Raw genomic sequence first — 14,075 nt, 5'->3', positions numbered from 1 at the left:
GCAAAGTATGCGTATAAATAAATACATCTCTCATAACAGCAAATATTCTCGCCGTGAGGCTGATGAGCTTATAAAGGCTGGACTTGTTAAGATAAATAAAAAATTAGCCTCTCTAAGCGATGAGGTTAGCAAAAATGACAAGGTAAGCATAAGGGGTAAAATCCTAAATGAAAAAAAGCTTTTCACGGTTATAGTGTATAACAAGCCAAAGGGCGAGCTTGTAAGCAAGAAAGATGATAGGGATAGAAAGACTATATATCAGTCCTTGCCACAAAATTTTAGGCATTTTTTGCCTGTTGGAAGACTTGATTTTGCTAGTGAGGGTTTGCTTTTGCTAAGCGATAGTGTAGATGTGGTAAATGCTTTGATGCACAGCGATTTAGAAAGAAAATACTATCTAAAAATAAGGGGCAAGATAGATGAAAAAGTGCTTGAGGCTATGAAAAATGGGCTTGAAATTGTAAATTCAAAAAAAGGAGCCCACGCAAAAACAAAGATAAGCTCTATGAAAATAGCGCCCTTTTTAGACTTTGAAATTTTAGGCTTTAGCGGAGGATACACAAAGCTTAAGGTGCTTATAAATGAGGGGAAAAATAGGGAGCTTAGACGCTTTTTTGGCTTTTTTGATTTAGAACTTGTGGATTTAAAAAGAGTTTCTTTTGGCATAGTAAATTTAGGCCTTTTACCCAGCGGCAAACACCGCTTTTTAAGCAAGGGCGAGTATGCAAAGCTAAGGGATTTTTTAAAGACTAAGAAAACGGATGAGAAAGCTTAAATTTAAGGCTTTTATTTTATAAGGTCATTTAAATTTAGCATTTTAAAGCTTTTAAAATTTGGGCAAATGCAAATTTTATAAAATTATTTTTTCATTTTTTAAAATTTTTAGTATAATCCTAACTTTTGTAGTATTTCTAAAATGCAGATAAGGTGTGAATTTAGGAGTATTATTTTTATTTTAAAGGAGTTTAGATGGATAAACAGGTTAAAGAGCTAAAAGACTGTATATAAGACAAACAGTGGTGCATCAGGCATTATCGCTGTTTTACTTGGTTTTTTCTTTCATTTATTTGGTGCATTTTTTGCTTGGTGGTTGATTGCGAAATTTAGCTTCGGCAAGGCTTTACTGAAAACTTTTATTTTCTTTATAGTCTATGTTATTGCGTTTGTTACAGCCTTTATCATTATAGGTTATTTTATCGGTTTGATTGCTTATATAGTGATGTTAGTAATGCTTTATAAAGACTGTGCGAATTCTGAAATAACTTTCAGCACCGTTACCACTACAACCACAGAAGAACAGATAAAATAAGCAAACAAAGATAAAAATTCAAAGCCTTTGCAAAACAAAGGCTAAAGTTATAAAATTTTTCTCAAAGCTAAAATTTAAAGCTTCTTTGCGTGAAGACTAAGGATTAAAAAAGGAAAGCTATGTCATTTTTGTTTAAGGATATTAGGTTTTTTTAGAGTTTTTGTTTTGCTTTTTATTATGAATTCTATCTGCATTACTTTTTCTATGTTTTATGACTATGGGAAGTATTTTGATTCTTATTGGTTTTATTCCTTTGCTTATAGAGAAAGCTTTTTTATACTTTCTTATGGATTGTTATTTTTCATCATATATCATCTAAGATTAAGATTAATTCAAAATTTTCTTTTAGGCCTTGTGCTTGTTTAAGCCTCATTGCCTTTCTTGTAAATATCTTTTTGCTTTATAATTTTAAGTCGAATTTATCCTCTTACCTTTTTTCTTTCGCTCTTGATACAAACAGCAGGGAAAGCGTAGAGTTTTTACCTAATTATCTTAGCATGCCCTTGCTTTTGATTTGCCTTGCCTTGCTTGTTTTGTTTGCATTTTTATACCTTAAGCTTAAGCCTTTAAGCGTAAATAAAAGGCTTTTAAATTCAGTATTTGTCCTAGCACTTATCGCTATGGTTTTCATACATATCTTTAGGCTTCGTCCTGTGGATGAGAGGTGGAGTGATGTGCTTTATAATGCTTACAACTCCTTTAACAAGGCCTTTCACACCATAGCCGCCGTAAAAGATTATAAACAAAGCAACGCTGTTTTAAAAGAAGTGGCTGATAATCTTAAGAACTTAAATCCACCCACAAAGCCAAAAAAGCATATAAAAAATGTAGTTGTAGTTGTGGGAGAGTCAGCTCAAAGGTCTTATTTGCAAAGCTATGGATACGAGCTTAATAGCACACCTTTGCTTAGCAAAAGACTTGAGCAAAGCCCTGAAAATACCTTTTTATTTGATAATGTCATAAGTGCTAAAGTTAGTACCTCGGACTCCTTATCTCTAGCTTTAACCTTTGCTAATATGGAAAATAAAGCACTGTGGTATAAAAGCCTAAATTTCATAGATCTTTTTTCGCTTTTAGACTATGATAGCTATGTCTTTTCAAATCAAGAAAATGTGGGAGTTTTTGCGGTAGCCCATGTAAGTATCTTTAACAGAGCAAAAAATATCACTTTCTTAAACAAAACCGATAAATTCGACATAGCTAGATTTGATGAAAATCTTTTAAAACCTCTAGCAGAGGCTAAAGAAAAAAGCGACAAACCATCTTTATTTGTAGTGCATCTTTTGGGCTCTCACGCTACATATTACAAAAGATACCCAAAAGAATTTGATGTCTTTTCTTCAAATTCTATAAACGGGGGGGGCATTGCAAAAATACAAAAGCTGAGTATTTAAATTCCATACTTTATACAGATTTCGTGCTTGATGAAATCATAAATATCTTTAAGGATGAAGATAGCTTGGTGCTTTATTTTAGCGATCACGGCGAGGAAGTTTGCGATGTGGACGACTTTTCTGGGCATGTTGGCACGAGAATTTCAAGGTTTATGCTAGAAGTGCCTTTTGTGCTTTATCTTAGCAATACTTTTAAGCAAGAACACGAGGATTTTTACAAACGCATCAAAAATACAGATAAATCTGTGCCTTATATGTTAGATGATTTAACGCATACCTTAGCCGACATTGCAGGCGGTAAAATCTTAGGTTACGAGGAAAAAAGATCCATCTTTAGCAGTGATGATAGCTTTTTAAGAGCTAGACAAAGAGTGGTTGGTGAAAAGCCGTTTAAAGACTATGACAAGGAGCTAAAAAAGTTCTAAATTCTCTTGACTTAGAGTAGGTATCATTCTTTATAATAGTAAATTTAAACAGTTAAGCTAGTAAAAGGATATAAATGCGATACCTTACTCTAAACAATGGGATAAAAATGCCAATTTTAGGCTTTGGCACCTACAGCGTACATAGTAAAGATGTACTTTTACAAGCCCTTGATAGCGGCTACCGTCTTTTTGATACAGCACAAATGTATCATAATGAAAAAGAAGTAGGCCTTGCCATTAATGAAGCCATGCAAACACGCGGTATAAAACGGCAAGACTTTTTTATCACGACCAAATTATCTAGCAATATGAACTTTGATGAGGTGCAAAAAAGCATAGATTTAAGCTTAAGGGCTTTGAATTTAGACTATGTAGATTTGCTATTAATCCACGAGCCATACCCGCAAGCTAAGCAAATGTATGAGGCAATGCAAATAGCTTATAAAGAAGGCAAAGTAAGGGCATTAGGGCTTTCTAGCTTTAGGCCAAAGCCATATCTTGACTTTGTTAAGGGCTGTGAAATTTTACCTGCTATCAATCAATGCGAAACACATATTTACTATCAACAAAAGGCCTTAAAAGAGGCGATGAAAGCTTACGGCACGGTTTTGCAGTCTTGGAGTCCATTTATTGCTGGGAAAAACGGCTTTTTTGAAAATTCAAGCTTAAAACAAATCGCAAGAAAACATAAGAAAAGCGTGGCGCAAATAGCACTAAGATTTTTAATAGAACAAGATATTGTAGCCATCCCAAAAGCTTCAAAGATTACACATATGCAAGATAATATCAATATCTTTGATTTTGCCTTAGATGAAGAGGATATGCAAAACATAAGCAAGCTTGATAAAAACCAAACGCAGTTTTCTTGGGGCTATTAACTTTGGGTCTTTAAGCCCAAATTTAGCCTTAATCAAGCTTTTTTTAAATTCAACTTGCGCAAGTTTTACTCATAGCTTGCTTAGAATGAGGTTTTAAGCTCAAAAGTTCTTTTATTATTAGCAAATTTCAAGTATTATTTTTATCATTTAGATATTTGGAGGTGTTCGTGGAACAACAAACAGAATTAACAAGAGCAAAAAGAATTCGCTCAATAATAGCCGCAAGTAGCGGAAATTTGGTAGAATGGTTTGACTTTTATATCTATGCTTTCACAGCGGTTTATTTTGCGCACAAATTTTCAGGCTCAGATGACCCTGTAATTCAGCAAATTTCAGCCTTTGGAATTTTTGCCTTAGGCTTTTTTATGAGGCCTATTGGTTCGTGGTTTTTTGGTTCGCTAGCCGATAAAATCGGTAGAAAATCATCCATGGTGTTTTCAGTTATTTTAATGGCCGTTGGTTCTTTCATGATAGCTTTTATACCTAGCAAGGATGTTATAGGCGATTGGGCTATATTGCTTTTGCTTTTGGCAAGACTTATACAAGGCCTTAGCGTTGGTGGAGAATACGGCATAGCAGCCACCTATCTAAGCGAATTAGCAAGCGATGGAAAACGAGGCTTTTACTCATCTTTTCAGTATGTAACATTAATAGGCGGTCAGCTTCTAGCCGTGGCTAGCATATCTGTGATGCTTTTATTCTTTAACGAAGAACAGATGAAGGATTGGGCTTGGAGAGTGCTTTTTGTCGTTGGCGGAATTTTAGCACTTGGTTCTTTATTTGTTCGTTCTATTATGAATGAGAGTGCCACGCAGCTTCACAAGCACGAGGACAGAGGCACGCTAAAAGCACTATTTACAACATCTTGGAGGCAGTTTCTTTTAGTAGTTGGTATCACAGCTGGAGGTTCTTTGGTATTTTACACCATTACAACCTATACAAAAACCTTTATGATAGGTAGTGCAGGCATTGACTCAGGCGTATCAAACAACATCATGCTAGTAGCTTTATTTATACTTATGATGATACAGCCTTTGTTTGGGTATTTAGGCGATAAGATAGGACATAGAAATTTCTTGCTTATCTTTGCTGTCTTGGCTTTGATTGGAATTTATCCTTTATTTATGCTTTTAAAAGGCACCTCAAATGCTTATATAGCCTTTTTTATAATCCTAGCCTTATTTGTGATACTTTCTTTTTACACCTCAGTTGCTGGAATTTTCAAGGCAAAATTATTCCCAGAGCATGTAAGAGCCTTAGGGACAGGCTTTGGCTACGCTATACCAAATGCAATGTTTGGCGGCTCGGCACCTTGGGTTGCTTTGCAGTTTAAAAACGCTAATATGGAAAACGGCTTTTTCGTCTATCTTGCTTGTATGATGCTTTTGGTGCTTGTAGTTACCATAATCTTACCTAAGAAAGGAGAACTTGAATGATAAAAGGGCTTTTTGGGGCTTTGTTAGCTATTTTAGCTTTTATTTGCGGTCTATGTTTTTCAAATTTTTATCCTAAGGATAGTGAGCAAGGTTTTAGTTTTAGGCAAAATTTATATCACTCAAGCGAGCTTTTGCCCGATTCTTTTGTAAGCAGACCTACTTTTTCGGCAAGTTCTTTGCTTAGTACAAAGATAAATTTAAGCCTTGAGGAAAGAGGCAAAATCACAAAAACCTTTAATGACATAATAGCCCTTGCCAATGAAAATAAAATTTGCACAGGTGGTTCATACAGCATAGAGCCTACTTTTTATTATGATAAGGGCAGAAATGTTCCCAGGGGACACAGCTTTCGTGCCTCTTTTAACTGCGAGATTTCCGCAAATCAGCTTCAAGAGTACAACGAGCTTATAAATAATATGGCTAAACTAGCTTCCTTAAATGGCTTGATTGTTATGAACACCCCGGCTTTAAGTGCAGTTATTTCTAGTGAGTTATTAAGAAAAAATGAGCAAAATAGCATAAGTGAAATTCTAAAGCTTGCCGATGAGGCTAGAAAGCAATACTCAAAAGTTACAAATAAAAATTGCTATGTAAAAAATATAGATTTTGTGAATAATTCTATCGTTCCAAGGCCGCTATATGCCGCAAAGTCAAACAGCGATATTGTAGAAACAAGCCTTCCAGTGATAGACAGTAAAAAGATAGAAAAAACAGCTACTGTTGCTTTTTACTGTGAATAACTTATAAAGACTAAGAATTTACTTAGTCTTTGGGCATGAAATTTTGTTAAATTTTTTAAGACTTTTAGTTAAAATTTTCTACTTTTCATTTACTTTTCTTTTAAAAAGCTATAAAATAATGCTTTAAAGCAAATTTTGTTTTTTTGTACTATAATTAAGCTTTATTTTTTTAAAAGGATGACTTATGTTAAAAAAGAAACTTTTTAGGCTCTGCTGTAGGGCTATGCTTACTTTCATCTTGTGCCTTAGCAGATGAAAATTCAGGTTTTTACCTTGGACTTGAGGGTGGATATATACATAGTGCTTATAAGGAGGTAGATACTAATATTATGACAGGTTTCAGTGTAACTTTGCCGACTAAAAGTCTTAATGGCTTTAACCTAGGTGCTAAGTTGGGATATAGATTTACTGAAAATCATAGAATGTATTTTAATATAGGCAGTGATATGGGTCTTTCTATATCAGGTAATGGTGGAGATGTTGATATTAGTACTATGAGATATATCTTAGGTTATGATTTTACTCCTAGCATTACTGATAGTTTTAGAGGAGTTTTGGGACTTTATGCTGGATATACAACTCTTAAAGAAAAGTTAAATTTTTTTGGTGGCACAGAGAATATTAATTATGGCGGAGTAGTATGTGGAGCTAAAGTAGGTGCTATGTATGAGATAAATGCCAATAATGAGCTTGAACTTGGCTTAAAATACGAAGGTATGAATCTTGAAAATACCACAAAACTCTCATTTAAATCTGAAGTACAACCAACAAATTTACATCTTTATGTAGGCTATGCTTATAGATTTTAATCTTTCTTAGCTGCATTTTACAGCCTTAGTAAAAGTCAAAATTTTAGTTAAGTATTTACTAAAAATTTGGCTTTCACATAGGGCTAAATTCTTACTTAGTTATCTTTCAAACTAAGTCTTTTTAAAATTTTTTACCGAAATTGCAGTCTTTACCTTTGTAGTAAAAGCCTTTTTTAAGCTTAGTTTGATAGAATTTAGCTTTTATTTTGCGGGAATAGCTCAGTGGTAGAGCACAACCTTGCCAAGGTTGGGGTCGCGAGTTCGAACCTCGTTTCCCGCTCCACGCCCGGGTGGTGGAATTGGTAGACACAAGGGACTTAAAATCCCTCGGAATTTTTCTTCCGTGCCGGTTCAAGTCCGGCCCCGGGCACCATTAGGTAGGCTAAAAGGCGACATAGCCAAGCGGTAAGGCATGGGCCTGCAAAGCCTTGATCTCCGGTTCGAATCCGGATGTCGCCTCCATATTTTGCAATACAATCCTCGGGAGATGGCTGAGTGGTCGAAAGCGGCGGTCTTGAAAACCGTTGAGGTGCAAGCCTCCAGGGGTTCGAATCCCTTTCTCCCGGCCATACCATGAAATCTCTTAAATTCAAACTTTCACTAAAGCTTAATCAAAACACAAGGTTTTTGTGCTAAAATCATAGCCTTTAATTTTCAAGAAAGGAGAGTATTTGGCAAAAGATGATGTTATAGAAATAGATGGCACGGTTATTGAGGCACTACCAAACGCTACTTTTAAGGTAGAACTTGATAATAAAATGGTCATACTATGCCACATAGCGGGTAAAATGCGTATGCACTATATCAGGATAATGCCCGGAGATAAGGTAAAAGTAGAGCTTACGCCTTATAGCCTGGATAAGGGCAGGATTACTTTTAGGTATAAATAAGTTTAATTTCGATATAATCGAACTTTTTTGCAACAAAACTACACGAAGAAGTATTTTTAAAGTTACACTTGTTTTGAAAATACTTGCTTATTCTAAGAGCTATGTTGCGAAATTTAAAAGTGAAATTTTAAATTTTCAAGGAGACAAAATGAAGGTTAGACCATCTGTAAAAAAGATGTGTGACAAATGCAAGGTGGTGCGTCGCAAAGGCGTAGTCCGTATAATCTGTGAAAATCCAAAACACAAACAAAGACAAGGATAAGTTTATGGCTCGTATAGCAGGTGTTGATTTACCAAAGAAAAAAAGAATAGAGTATGGATTAACCTATATTTACGGTATAGGTTTGTACACTTCAAGAAAAATTCTTGATAAAACCGGAATTTCTTATGACAAAAGAGTGGCTGATTTAAGCGAGGATGAAGCCGCTGCCATAAGAAAGGAAATTCAAGAAAGCTATATGGTTGAGGGTGATTTAAGAAAACAAGTTGCTATGGATATAAAGGCTTTGATGGACCTTGGTTCATATAGAGGCTTAAGACATAGAAAAGGTTTGCCTGTAAGAGGACAAAAGACTAAGACAAATGCTAGAACTCGCAAGGGCAAAAGAAAAACAGTTGGCGCTAAATCATAAGGATAAAAAATGGCAAAAAGAAAAGTGATAAAGAAAAAAGTAGCCAAGAAAAACATAGCAAAAGGTATAGTTTATATAAACGCTACTTTTAATAATACTATGGTTACGATTACAGATGAAATGGGAAATGTTATAGCTTGGTCTTCAGCTGGAGGTTTGGGCTTTAAAGGCTCTAAAAAGTCAACTCCTTACGCTGCACAACAAGCAGTAGAGGACGCTTTAGCTAAGGCAAAAGAACACGGTATCAAAGAAGTTGGTATCAAGGTTCAAGGACCAGGAGGAGGCAGGGAAACTGCCGTAAAAAGCGTGGGTGCTGCCGAAGGTATAAAGGTAACATTCTTAAAAGATATAACACCATTAGCACATAATGGCTGTAGACCACCTAAACGTCGTCGTGTTTAAAAGGAGATAAAATGGCAAGATATATAGGAGCTGTAGAAAAACTTGAAAGACGATTTGGCGTAAGTTTGGCGCTAAAAGGAGAGAGAAGATTAGCCGGTAAAAGTGCCTTAGATAAAAGACCTTACGCACCGGGACAACACGGAGCAAAAAGAGGCAAGATAAGCGAATACGGACTTCAGCTAAGAGAAAAGCAAAAGGCTAAATTTATGTATGGCGTGAGCGAAAAGCAGTTTAGAAGGCTTTTTGCAGAAGCGGCTAGAAGAGACGGAAACACAGGGGTTTTACTCATACAACTTTTGGAACAAAGACTTGATAATGTAGTATATAGGATGAGCTTTGCTACTACTCGCCGTTTCGCAAGACAGCTAGTAACTCACGGACATATCTTAGTTGATGGCAAGAGGGTTAATATACCTAGCTACAGGGTTGAGGCAGGACAAAAGATAGAGATAGTAGAAAAGAGCAAGAATAATCCTCAAATTTCAAGAGCCATAGAGCTAAGTGCGCAAACAGGCATAGTTGCTTGGGTGGATGTGGAAAAAGATAAAAGATATGGAATTTTCACAAGATATCCGCAAAGAGAAGAGGTGGTAATTCCTGTTGAGGAAAGATTTATAGTAGAGCTTTACTCTAAATAATAAAAAGGCTATATATGAAGACTATTACTACATCGGCTTATACGCCTAATAAATTTGAAGTAGAGGATATAAGTGCTACTACGGCTAAAATCAGTGCTTGGCCTTTTGAGATAGGGTATGGCATAACCTTAGCTCACCCTTTAAGGAGACTGCTTTACACAAGCACCGTTGGTTTTGCGCCAACTGCACTTCATATAGACGGGGTTAGCCACGAATTTGATAGTATGCGTGGTATGCTTGAAGATGTGGCTTTGTTTATAATAAATCTCAAAAAATTGCGTTTTAGACTTAAAAATGATTCTAATAAAGAAGTGGTCGATTTTCATTTTAAGGGTGCTAAGGAAATTCACGGACGAGACTTAAATAATGACTTGGTTGAGGTTGTGAACGAAGACGCTTACCTAGCCACTATAAACGAAGATGTTGACCTTAAATTCTCTGTTATCATAGAAAAGGGCATAGGTTATGTTCCTAGCGAAGACATTAGAGATATGCTTCAAGATAACAAATACATAGCCCTAGACGCTTTTTTTACGCCTATTAGAGAGGCTGTGTATGATATAGAAAAGGTGCTTTTTGGTGATAATCCAGACTATGAAAAGGTTGTTTTTACCATAACAACAGATGGCCAAATTTCTCCAAACAAAGCCTTTGAAAATGCCTTAGAAGCTATGTATAAACAGCTTTCAGTCTTTGATAAGATTACAAATGTGGGCACTGTGGTAAAAAATCAACAAGCCTCAAACGAGATAGAAAATATGAAGTTGCTTCAAAACATCACCGACCTAAATTTAAGTGCAAGGTCCTTTAACTGCCTTGAAAAAGCGGGCATTACTTACATAGGCGAACTTGCTTTGATGAGCTTAAATGAGCTTGCGGCGCTTAAGAATTTGGGTAAAAAGTCCTTAGATGAGATAAAAAGCATAATGGAAAGCATAGGACTTCCTGTTGGAACTTCAAAACTAAGTGATAATAAAGAAATGCTTAGGCAGAAAATAGCCGAGCTTAAAGCACAAAATGAAGGATAAAAGATGAGACATAGACACGGATACAGAAAGCTAGGCAGAACCTCCTCTCACCGTGCTGCCTTGCTTAAAAATTTGAGCATAGCCTTAATCAAAAGTGGCAAGATAGAAACTACCTTACAAAAGGCCAAGGAGCTTCGCTCTTACATAGAAAAGCTTGTTACTAGGGCTAGGGTTGGCGATTTTAACGCACATAGAATTGTTTTTGCCTCCCTGCAAGATAAAGAAAGCACAAAAAAACTAGTGGATGAGGTAGCGCCTAAATTTAGAGATAGAAAAGGCGGCTACACTAGAATTATCAAAACTAGACTTCGCAGAGGTGACGCTGCTGAAATGGCTTTCATCGAATTTGTAGAGTAAAATTGCGTCCAAAGCCTAGTTTTACTTAGATTAAAAAGCACCTTTTTGGGTGCTTATCTGCACCAAATCTCGTTAAATTTTAAAGCTATGAAATTTTAATTTAAAACATAAAAGCTTACAAATTTGCAAGATTTTTCTATTTAGTTTCTTTTAAGTCCTATCTATAAATTCTAAAATCATCAGTTTAAACAGTTTTTTAAGTATAATTGCACTTTTATTTTAAAAAGAGGTTTTTATGCAAACATATAAAAAGACGATTTTTGCACTAGCTTTGTGCGCCTTTTGTTTGGGCGTTACTGAATTTGTAATGGCTGGTGTTTTAGTAGATGTGGAAAAATACTTTGAAGTGAATGCAAAGACTGCAGGCTGGCTAACTACGCTTTATGCCATAGGCGTTTTCATAGGCGCGCCACTTGTTAGCATACCTCTTAGCAGATATGATAGAAGATTGCAGCTTTTGATAAATTTAAGCATCTTCGCCATAGCGAATTTCATCATCTTTTTGAGCACGAATTTTTATCTAACCGCCTTTGCTAGATTTATAGCAGGCACTCAGCACGGGGTTTTCTTTGTCATAGCCACATTAGCAATCACATCCTTAGTTCCCTCAAACATACGCTCAAGAGCCCTAGCTGTGATGGTTACAGGACTAACGGTAGCCTTGGTTACGGGTGTGCCTTTGGGTACCTTTGTGGGACATTTTTTTGGCTTTAAATTTATCTTTTTGCTTATATTTTTAATAACCGTTTTTGCTATCTTTGGAATTTTTCATCTAATGCCCAAAAACATAAGCTCAAAGCCCATGACTTTGGGGAATTTAATACCGGCCTTTTCTCACAAAAACCTTTTAAAAACCTACACCATAACGATATGCACTTGCGGAGCGCAGTTTGTGCTTTATACCTATATACAAAAGCTTTTGGTCGAGGTGAGCGGCTTTGAGGTTACTAGCACTGCTTATATACTTTTAGTGTATGGTTTTTGCGCCATACTTGGAAATTTATACGGAGGAAAACTAGCCGACAAAATAGGCTCTGTGATGAGCTTAAGGATAATCTTAATTTTACAAGTGGCAGCATTTTTGCTCATAAGCATATCAATGTACTATAAAATTTTAGTCATTATAAACATAGCTTGCATAGGCTTTTTAGCCTTTTCAACCATACCTGCGTTAAAGATGATAGCTTTGCATAAGGCAAAAAGACACTCAAATCCCTTTGTAGACAGCACGGTTAGCGTAAATGAGGCCGCTTTTAATGTAGGCATTGCCCTTGCTTCCTGGCTAGGAGGCGTGGTTTTAGTAAAGTTAGGAGTTGAATTTAACGCAGTTTTTGCCGCACTTTTTATCCTGCCAGCACTTCTTTTTTCAGTCCTTTTTGCAAAGGATAAGATGGATTATAAAAAGCTAGAAAAGAAAAAGAGCAAGCTAAGATAAGGTTAAATTTAAGTCCAAAAAGCTTGATAAATTCAAGCTTTTTAAAGCACAAAGGTAAGATTTTAAAGCCTTTGTTGTGATTTAGAACGAAACGCCTACATTGAAAAGAAAGCCGCTAGCGTTTGTCTTGCCGCCGTTTATGTAGTTTAGCTTTTCGTATTCGTATTCTACAGAGGCAAAGATTGGCAAAATGCTTGTTTTAAGCCTTACTCCCACATTATATGAGATGTCATTTTCAAACAAGGCATTGAATTTTGAGTAGTTAAAGCCCACATAAGGCAAAATGCTAATTATGCTTAAATCCAGATTGTATCCCAGCGAAAGCCCGTATTGTTGCTTGGTGAAGTCAAAAAAGGTATTGTTTGCTTTGTAATACTTGTATTGTGGCGCTACAAAGATATTATTATATCCTAGCCACAGCCTAGCACCAACGCCGTATGTATTATAAGTATAAGAACCAATATTTTCATTTTTGTAAGAACCGCCAATCTCAGGCGAAATGCTAAGCGAACCTATACTTATGGCAAAGCTAAAGCTAGAAAATAAAAATAAGACAGCGATAAATTTTTTCATATTTTTCCTTGAAATTTTCTCTTATATTATAAAGTATTTCATAAAAAAGCCTTTAATTTTTTACCTTTAAAGCGAATATGCTTAGCAAGGATTATCCTTGCCAAGCTTAGCGACTGTATGAAAACTGCCCCTTGTTTTCATCTAAGTCTTGTATCTTTTTCATATCAGCCTTGCTTAATTCAAAATCAAAGATATTTAAATTTTCTTTCATATATTTTAATCTCGCAGCCTTAGGTATTACTATTATATTTTCTTGTGTTAAGAATCTTAGTGCAACTTGCGCTACTGTTTTGTTGTATTTTTTAGCTATTGCTAACATAGTTTTGTTTTCAAAGAATTCTTTTTTACCATGCACAAAAGGACTCCAAGACTGAAGCATTGTGCCGTGATCCTTCATAACTTCTCTTAGCTTCTTTTGTTGATAAAAGATGTGTGTTTCGCACTGATTTACAGCAGGTATTATCTCGCAAGATTTTACAAAGTCGCTATAAATATCAGGTGTGAAATTTGATACACCTATAGCCTTTATTTTACCTTTTTTATAAGCTTCTTCCATAGCCTTATACATTTGCTTTCTGTTTTCAAATGGTTGGTGTATTAAAAGCAAGTCTAAATATTTTAAATTCATTAGTTTCAAGGTGTCATCTATGCTTTTTTGTGTTTGTTTAAAGTCCATGTTGCTTGATAGTTTGGTAGTGATAAAGAATTCCTCTCTTTTTACCTTTGACTGTTTTACTGCCTCGCCCACCACCTTTTCATTTCCATAAAGTTGAGCACTGTCTATTAATCTATAACCTACATTTATAGCATCAAGAAAGGTAGAAACCTCATTTATAGAATAGGTCCCAAGTCCAATTATAGGCATAGAAACACCGTTGTTGAGTTTTACAGTAGGCACAGGCATAGCTTCTTTGGCAGTAGTTGCAAAAATATTTGTAGCAAATGTTGTGTTAAGCACTGCTAAAGCACCCGCACACTTAGCGGTATTTAGCAAAAATTCGCGTCTTGGATTATTTTTCATAATTTTTCCTTAATAAAAATTTTTCTTAATTATCTTATGAAATTCTAAACAAGATAATAATTATTGTATTTTATGTATAAAAATTCGAAGTTTTGTATCTTCTTGCAA

General features: G+C 35.5%; 16 protein-coding genes, 4 tRNA genes and 1 pseudogene. 19 read left to right on the top strand and 2 right to left on the bottom strand.

From position 1 onward, the window contains the following. Positions 1–7: 7 nt before the first annotated feature. The 19 genes and pseudogenes from CAV_RS08620 to CAV_RS08525 all read left to right on the top strand — a co-directional run bounded on the left by CAV_RS08620 (position 8) and on the right by CAV_RS08525 (position 12,373). Complete coding sequence (locus CAV_RS08620) at positions 8–775, top strand: pseudouridine synthase (protein WP_094324427.1); 768 nt, start codon at positions 8–10, stop codon at positions 773–775. 929 nt (positions 776–1,704) lie between these two features. Then, entirely contained in the window at positions 1,705–2,703 is a 999-nt protein-coding gene (locus CAV_RS09245; protein WP_094324425.1) for a sulfatase-like hydrolase/transferase, read from the top strand. 23 nt (positions 2,704–2,726) lie between these two features. Next, positions 2,727–3,128 carry a sulfatase-like hydrolase/transferase gene (locus CAV_RS09240; protein WP_261786910.1) on the top strand — a complete coding sequence of 134 codons (402 nt, stop codon included), beginning with the start codon at positions 2,727–2,729 and terminating at the stop codon, positions 3,126–3,128. 74 nt (positions 3,129–3,202) lie between these two features. After that, a complete protein-coding gene (locus CAV_RS08600; protein ID WP_094324423.1) occupies positions 3,203–4,006 on the top strand; it encodes an aldo/keto reductase in 804 nt (267 codons plus the stop codon). A gap of 167 nt (positions 4,007–4,173) precedes the next feature. Beyond that, on the top strand, positions 4,174–5,442 hold the full coding sequence (locus tag CAV_RS08595; protein WP_094324422.1) for an MFS transporter: 1,269 nt from the start codon (positions 4,174–4,176) through the stop codon (positions 5,440–5,442). Continuing rightward, entirely contained in the window at positions 5,439–6,182 is a 744-nt protein-coding gene (locus tag CAV_RS08590; RefSeq protein WP_094324421.1) for a hypothetical protein, read from the top strand. The genes CAV_RS08595 and CAV_RS08590 overlap by 4 nt, the downstream gene beginning before the upstream one ends. 227 nt (positions 6,183–6,409) lie before the next feature. Then, positions 6,410–6,991, top strand: a pseudogene (locus tag CAV_RS08585) (outer membrane beta-barrel protein); the annotation flags it as partial. Between the two features lie 208 nt (positions 6,992–7,199). Continuing rightward, positions 7,200–7,274, top strand: a tRNA-Gly gene (locus CAV_RS08580). Position 7,275: 1 nt separating this feature from the next. Continuing rightward, positions 7,276–7,364 (top strand) — tRNA-Leu (locus CAV_RS08575). Positions 7,365–7,379: 15 nt separating this feature from the next. After that, positions 7,380–7,453: transfer RNA gene (locus CAV_RS08570), tRNA-Cys, on the top strand. A 19-nt stretch (positions 7,454–7,472) separates the two neighbouring features. Next, a tRNA-Ser gene (locus CAV_RS08565) sits at positions 7,473–7,560 on the top strand. Positions 7,561–7,662: 102 nt separating this feature from the next. Beyond that, positions 7,663–7,881 carry a translation initiation factor IF-1 gene (infA, locus tag CAV_RS08560; RefSeq protein WP_094324419.1) on the top strand — a complete coding sequence of 73 codons (219 nt, stop codon included), beginning with the start codon at positions 7,663–7,665 and terminating at the stop codon, positions 7,879–7,881. Positions 7,882–8,029: 148 nt separating this feature from the next. Further along, complete coding sequence (gene rpmJ, locus CAV_RS08555) at positions 8,030–8,143, top strand: 50S ribosomal protein L36 (protein WP_002781429.1); 114 nt, start codon at positions 8,030–8,032, stop codon at positions 8,141–8,143. 4 nt (positions 8,144–8,147) lie between these two features. Continuing rightward, positions 8,148–8,513: a 30S ribosomal protein S13 gene (rpsM, locus tag CAV_RS08550; RefSeq protein WP_094324418.1), complete on the top strand. Its 366-nt coding sequence runs from the start codon at positions 8,148–8,150 to the stop codon at positions 8,511–8,513. 9 nt (positions 8,514–8,522) lie between these two features. Further along, positions 8,523–8,915: a 30S ribosomal protein S11 gene (gene rpsK, locus CAV_RS08545; protein WP_094324417.1), complete on the top strand. Its 393-nt coding sequence runs from the start codon at positions 8,523–8,525 to the stop codon at positions 8,913–8,915. An 11-nt stretch (positions 8,916–8,926) separates the two neighbouring features. Then, the gene (rpsD, locus tag CAV_RS08540) at positions 8,927–9,553 is read left to right on the top strand and encodes a 30S ribosomal protein S4 (protein WP_094324416.1); all 627 of its coding nucleotides are present in this window, start codon (positions 8,927–8,929) and stop codon (positions 9,551–9,553) included. Positions 9,554–9,567: 14 nt separating this feature from the next. Further along, positions 9,568–10,581, top strand: coding sequence for a DNA-directed RNA polymerase subunit alpha (locus CAV_RS08535; protein WP_094324415.1), 1,014 nt, complete (start codon positions 9,568–9,570; stop codon positions 10,579–10,581). 3 nt (positions 10,582–10,584) lie between these two features. Then, positions 10,585–10,938: a 50S ribosomal protein L17 gene (gene rplQ / locus CAV_RS08530; RefSeq protein WP_094324414.1), complete on the top strand. Its 354-nt coding sequence runs from the start codon at positions 10,585–10,587 to the stop codon at positions 10,936–10,938. A gap of 235 nt (positions 10,939–11,173) precedes the next feature. Beyond that, the gene (locus CAV_RS08525; protein WP_094324413.1) at positions 11,174–12,373 is read left to right on the top strand and encodes an MFS transporter; all 1,200 of its coding nucleotides are present in this window, start codon (positions 11,174–11,176) and stop codon (positions 12,371–12,373) included. Between the two features lie 81 nt (positions 12,374–12,454). On the opposite strand, the gene CAV_RS08520 is transcribed toward CAV_RS08525, so the two are convergent. Together CAV_RS08520 and CAV_RS08515 are read right to left on the bottom strand one after the other, a co-directional pair. Continuing rightward, complete coding sequence (locus tag CAV_RS08520) at positions 12,455–12,946, bottom strand: outer membrane beta-barrel protein (protein WP_094324412.1); 492 nt, start codon at positions 12,944–12,946, stop codon at positions 12,455–12,457. Positions 12,947–13,052: 106 nt separating this feature from the next. Further along, the gene (locus CAV_RS08515; RefSeq protein ID WP_245807409.1) at positions 13,053–13,967 is read right to left on the bottom strand and encodes an aldo/keto reductase; all 915 of its coding nucleotides are present in this window, start codon (positions 13,965–13,967) and stop codon (positions 13,053–13,055) included. Positions 13,968–14,075: the final 108 nt, after the last annotated feature.

Origin of the sequence: Campylobacter avium LMG 24591, from assembly GCF_002238335.1 — a bacterium.
Taxonomy (GTDB): Bacteria; Campylobacterota; Campylobacteria; order Campylobacterales; family Campylobacteraceae; genus Campylobacter_D; species Campylobacter_D avium.
Note: the sequence above shows the minus strand (reverse complement) of the source record. Positions and strands in the feature narration are given on the sequence as shown.

Bases quoted from the DNA above. Each gene is read 5' to 3' on its own strand.
- CAV_RS08620 (WP_094324427.1), top strand. From the start codon at position 8: ATGCGTATAAATAAATACATCTCTCATAACAGCAAATATTCTCGCCGT.
- CAV_RS08600 (WP_094324423.1), top strand. From the start codon at position 3,203: ATGCGATACCTTACTCTAAACAATGGGATAAAAATGCCAATTTTAGGC.
- CAV_RS08590 (WP_094324421.1), top strand. From the start codon at position 5,439: ATGATAAAAGGGCTTTTTGGGGCTTTGTTAGCTATTTTAGCTTTTATT.
- rpmJ (WP_002781429.1), top strand. From the start codon at position 8,030: ATGAAGGTTAGACCATCTGTAAAAAAGATGTGTGACAAATGCAAGGTG.
- rpsM (WP_094324418.1), top strand. From the start codon at position 8,148: ATGGCTCGTATAGCAGGTGTTGATTTACCAAAGAAAAAAAGAATAGAG.
- rpsK (WP_094324417.1), top strand. From the start codon at position 8,523: ATGGCAAAAAGAAAAGTGATAAAGAAAAAAGTAGCCAAGAAAAACATA.
- rpsD (WP_094324416.1), top strand. From the start codon at position 8,927: ATGGCAAGATATATAGGAGCTGTAGAAAAACTTGAAAGACGATTTGGC.
- CAV_RS08535 (WP_094324415.1), top strand. From the start codon at position 9,568: ATGAAGACTATTACTACATCGGCTTATACGCCTAATAAATTTGAAGTA.
- rplQ (WP_094324414.1), top strand. From the start codon at position 10,585: ATGAGACATAGACACGGATACAGAAAGCTAGGCAGAACCTCCTCTCAC.
- CAV_RS08525 (WP_094324413.1), top strand. From the start codon at position 11,174: ATGCAAACATATAAAAAGACGATTTTTGCACTAGCTTTGTGCGCCTTT.
- CAV_RS08520 (WP_094324412.1), bottom strand. From the start codon at position 12,946: ATGAAAAAATTTATCGCTGTCTTATTTTTATTTTCTAGCTTTAGCTTT.
- CAV_RS08515 (WP_245807409.1), bottom strand. From the start codon at position 13,967: ATGAAAAATAATCCAAGACGCGAATTTTTGCTAAATACCGCTAAGTGT.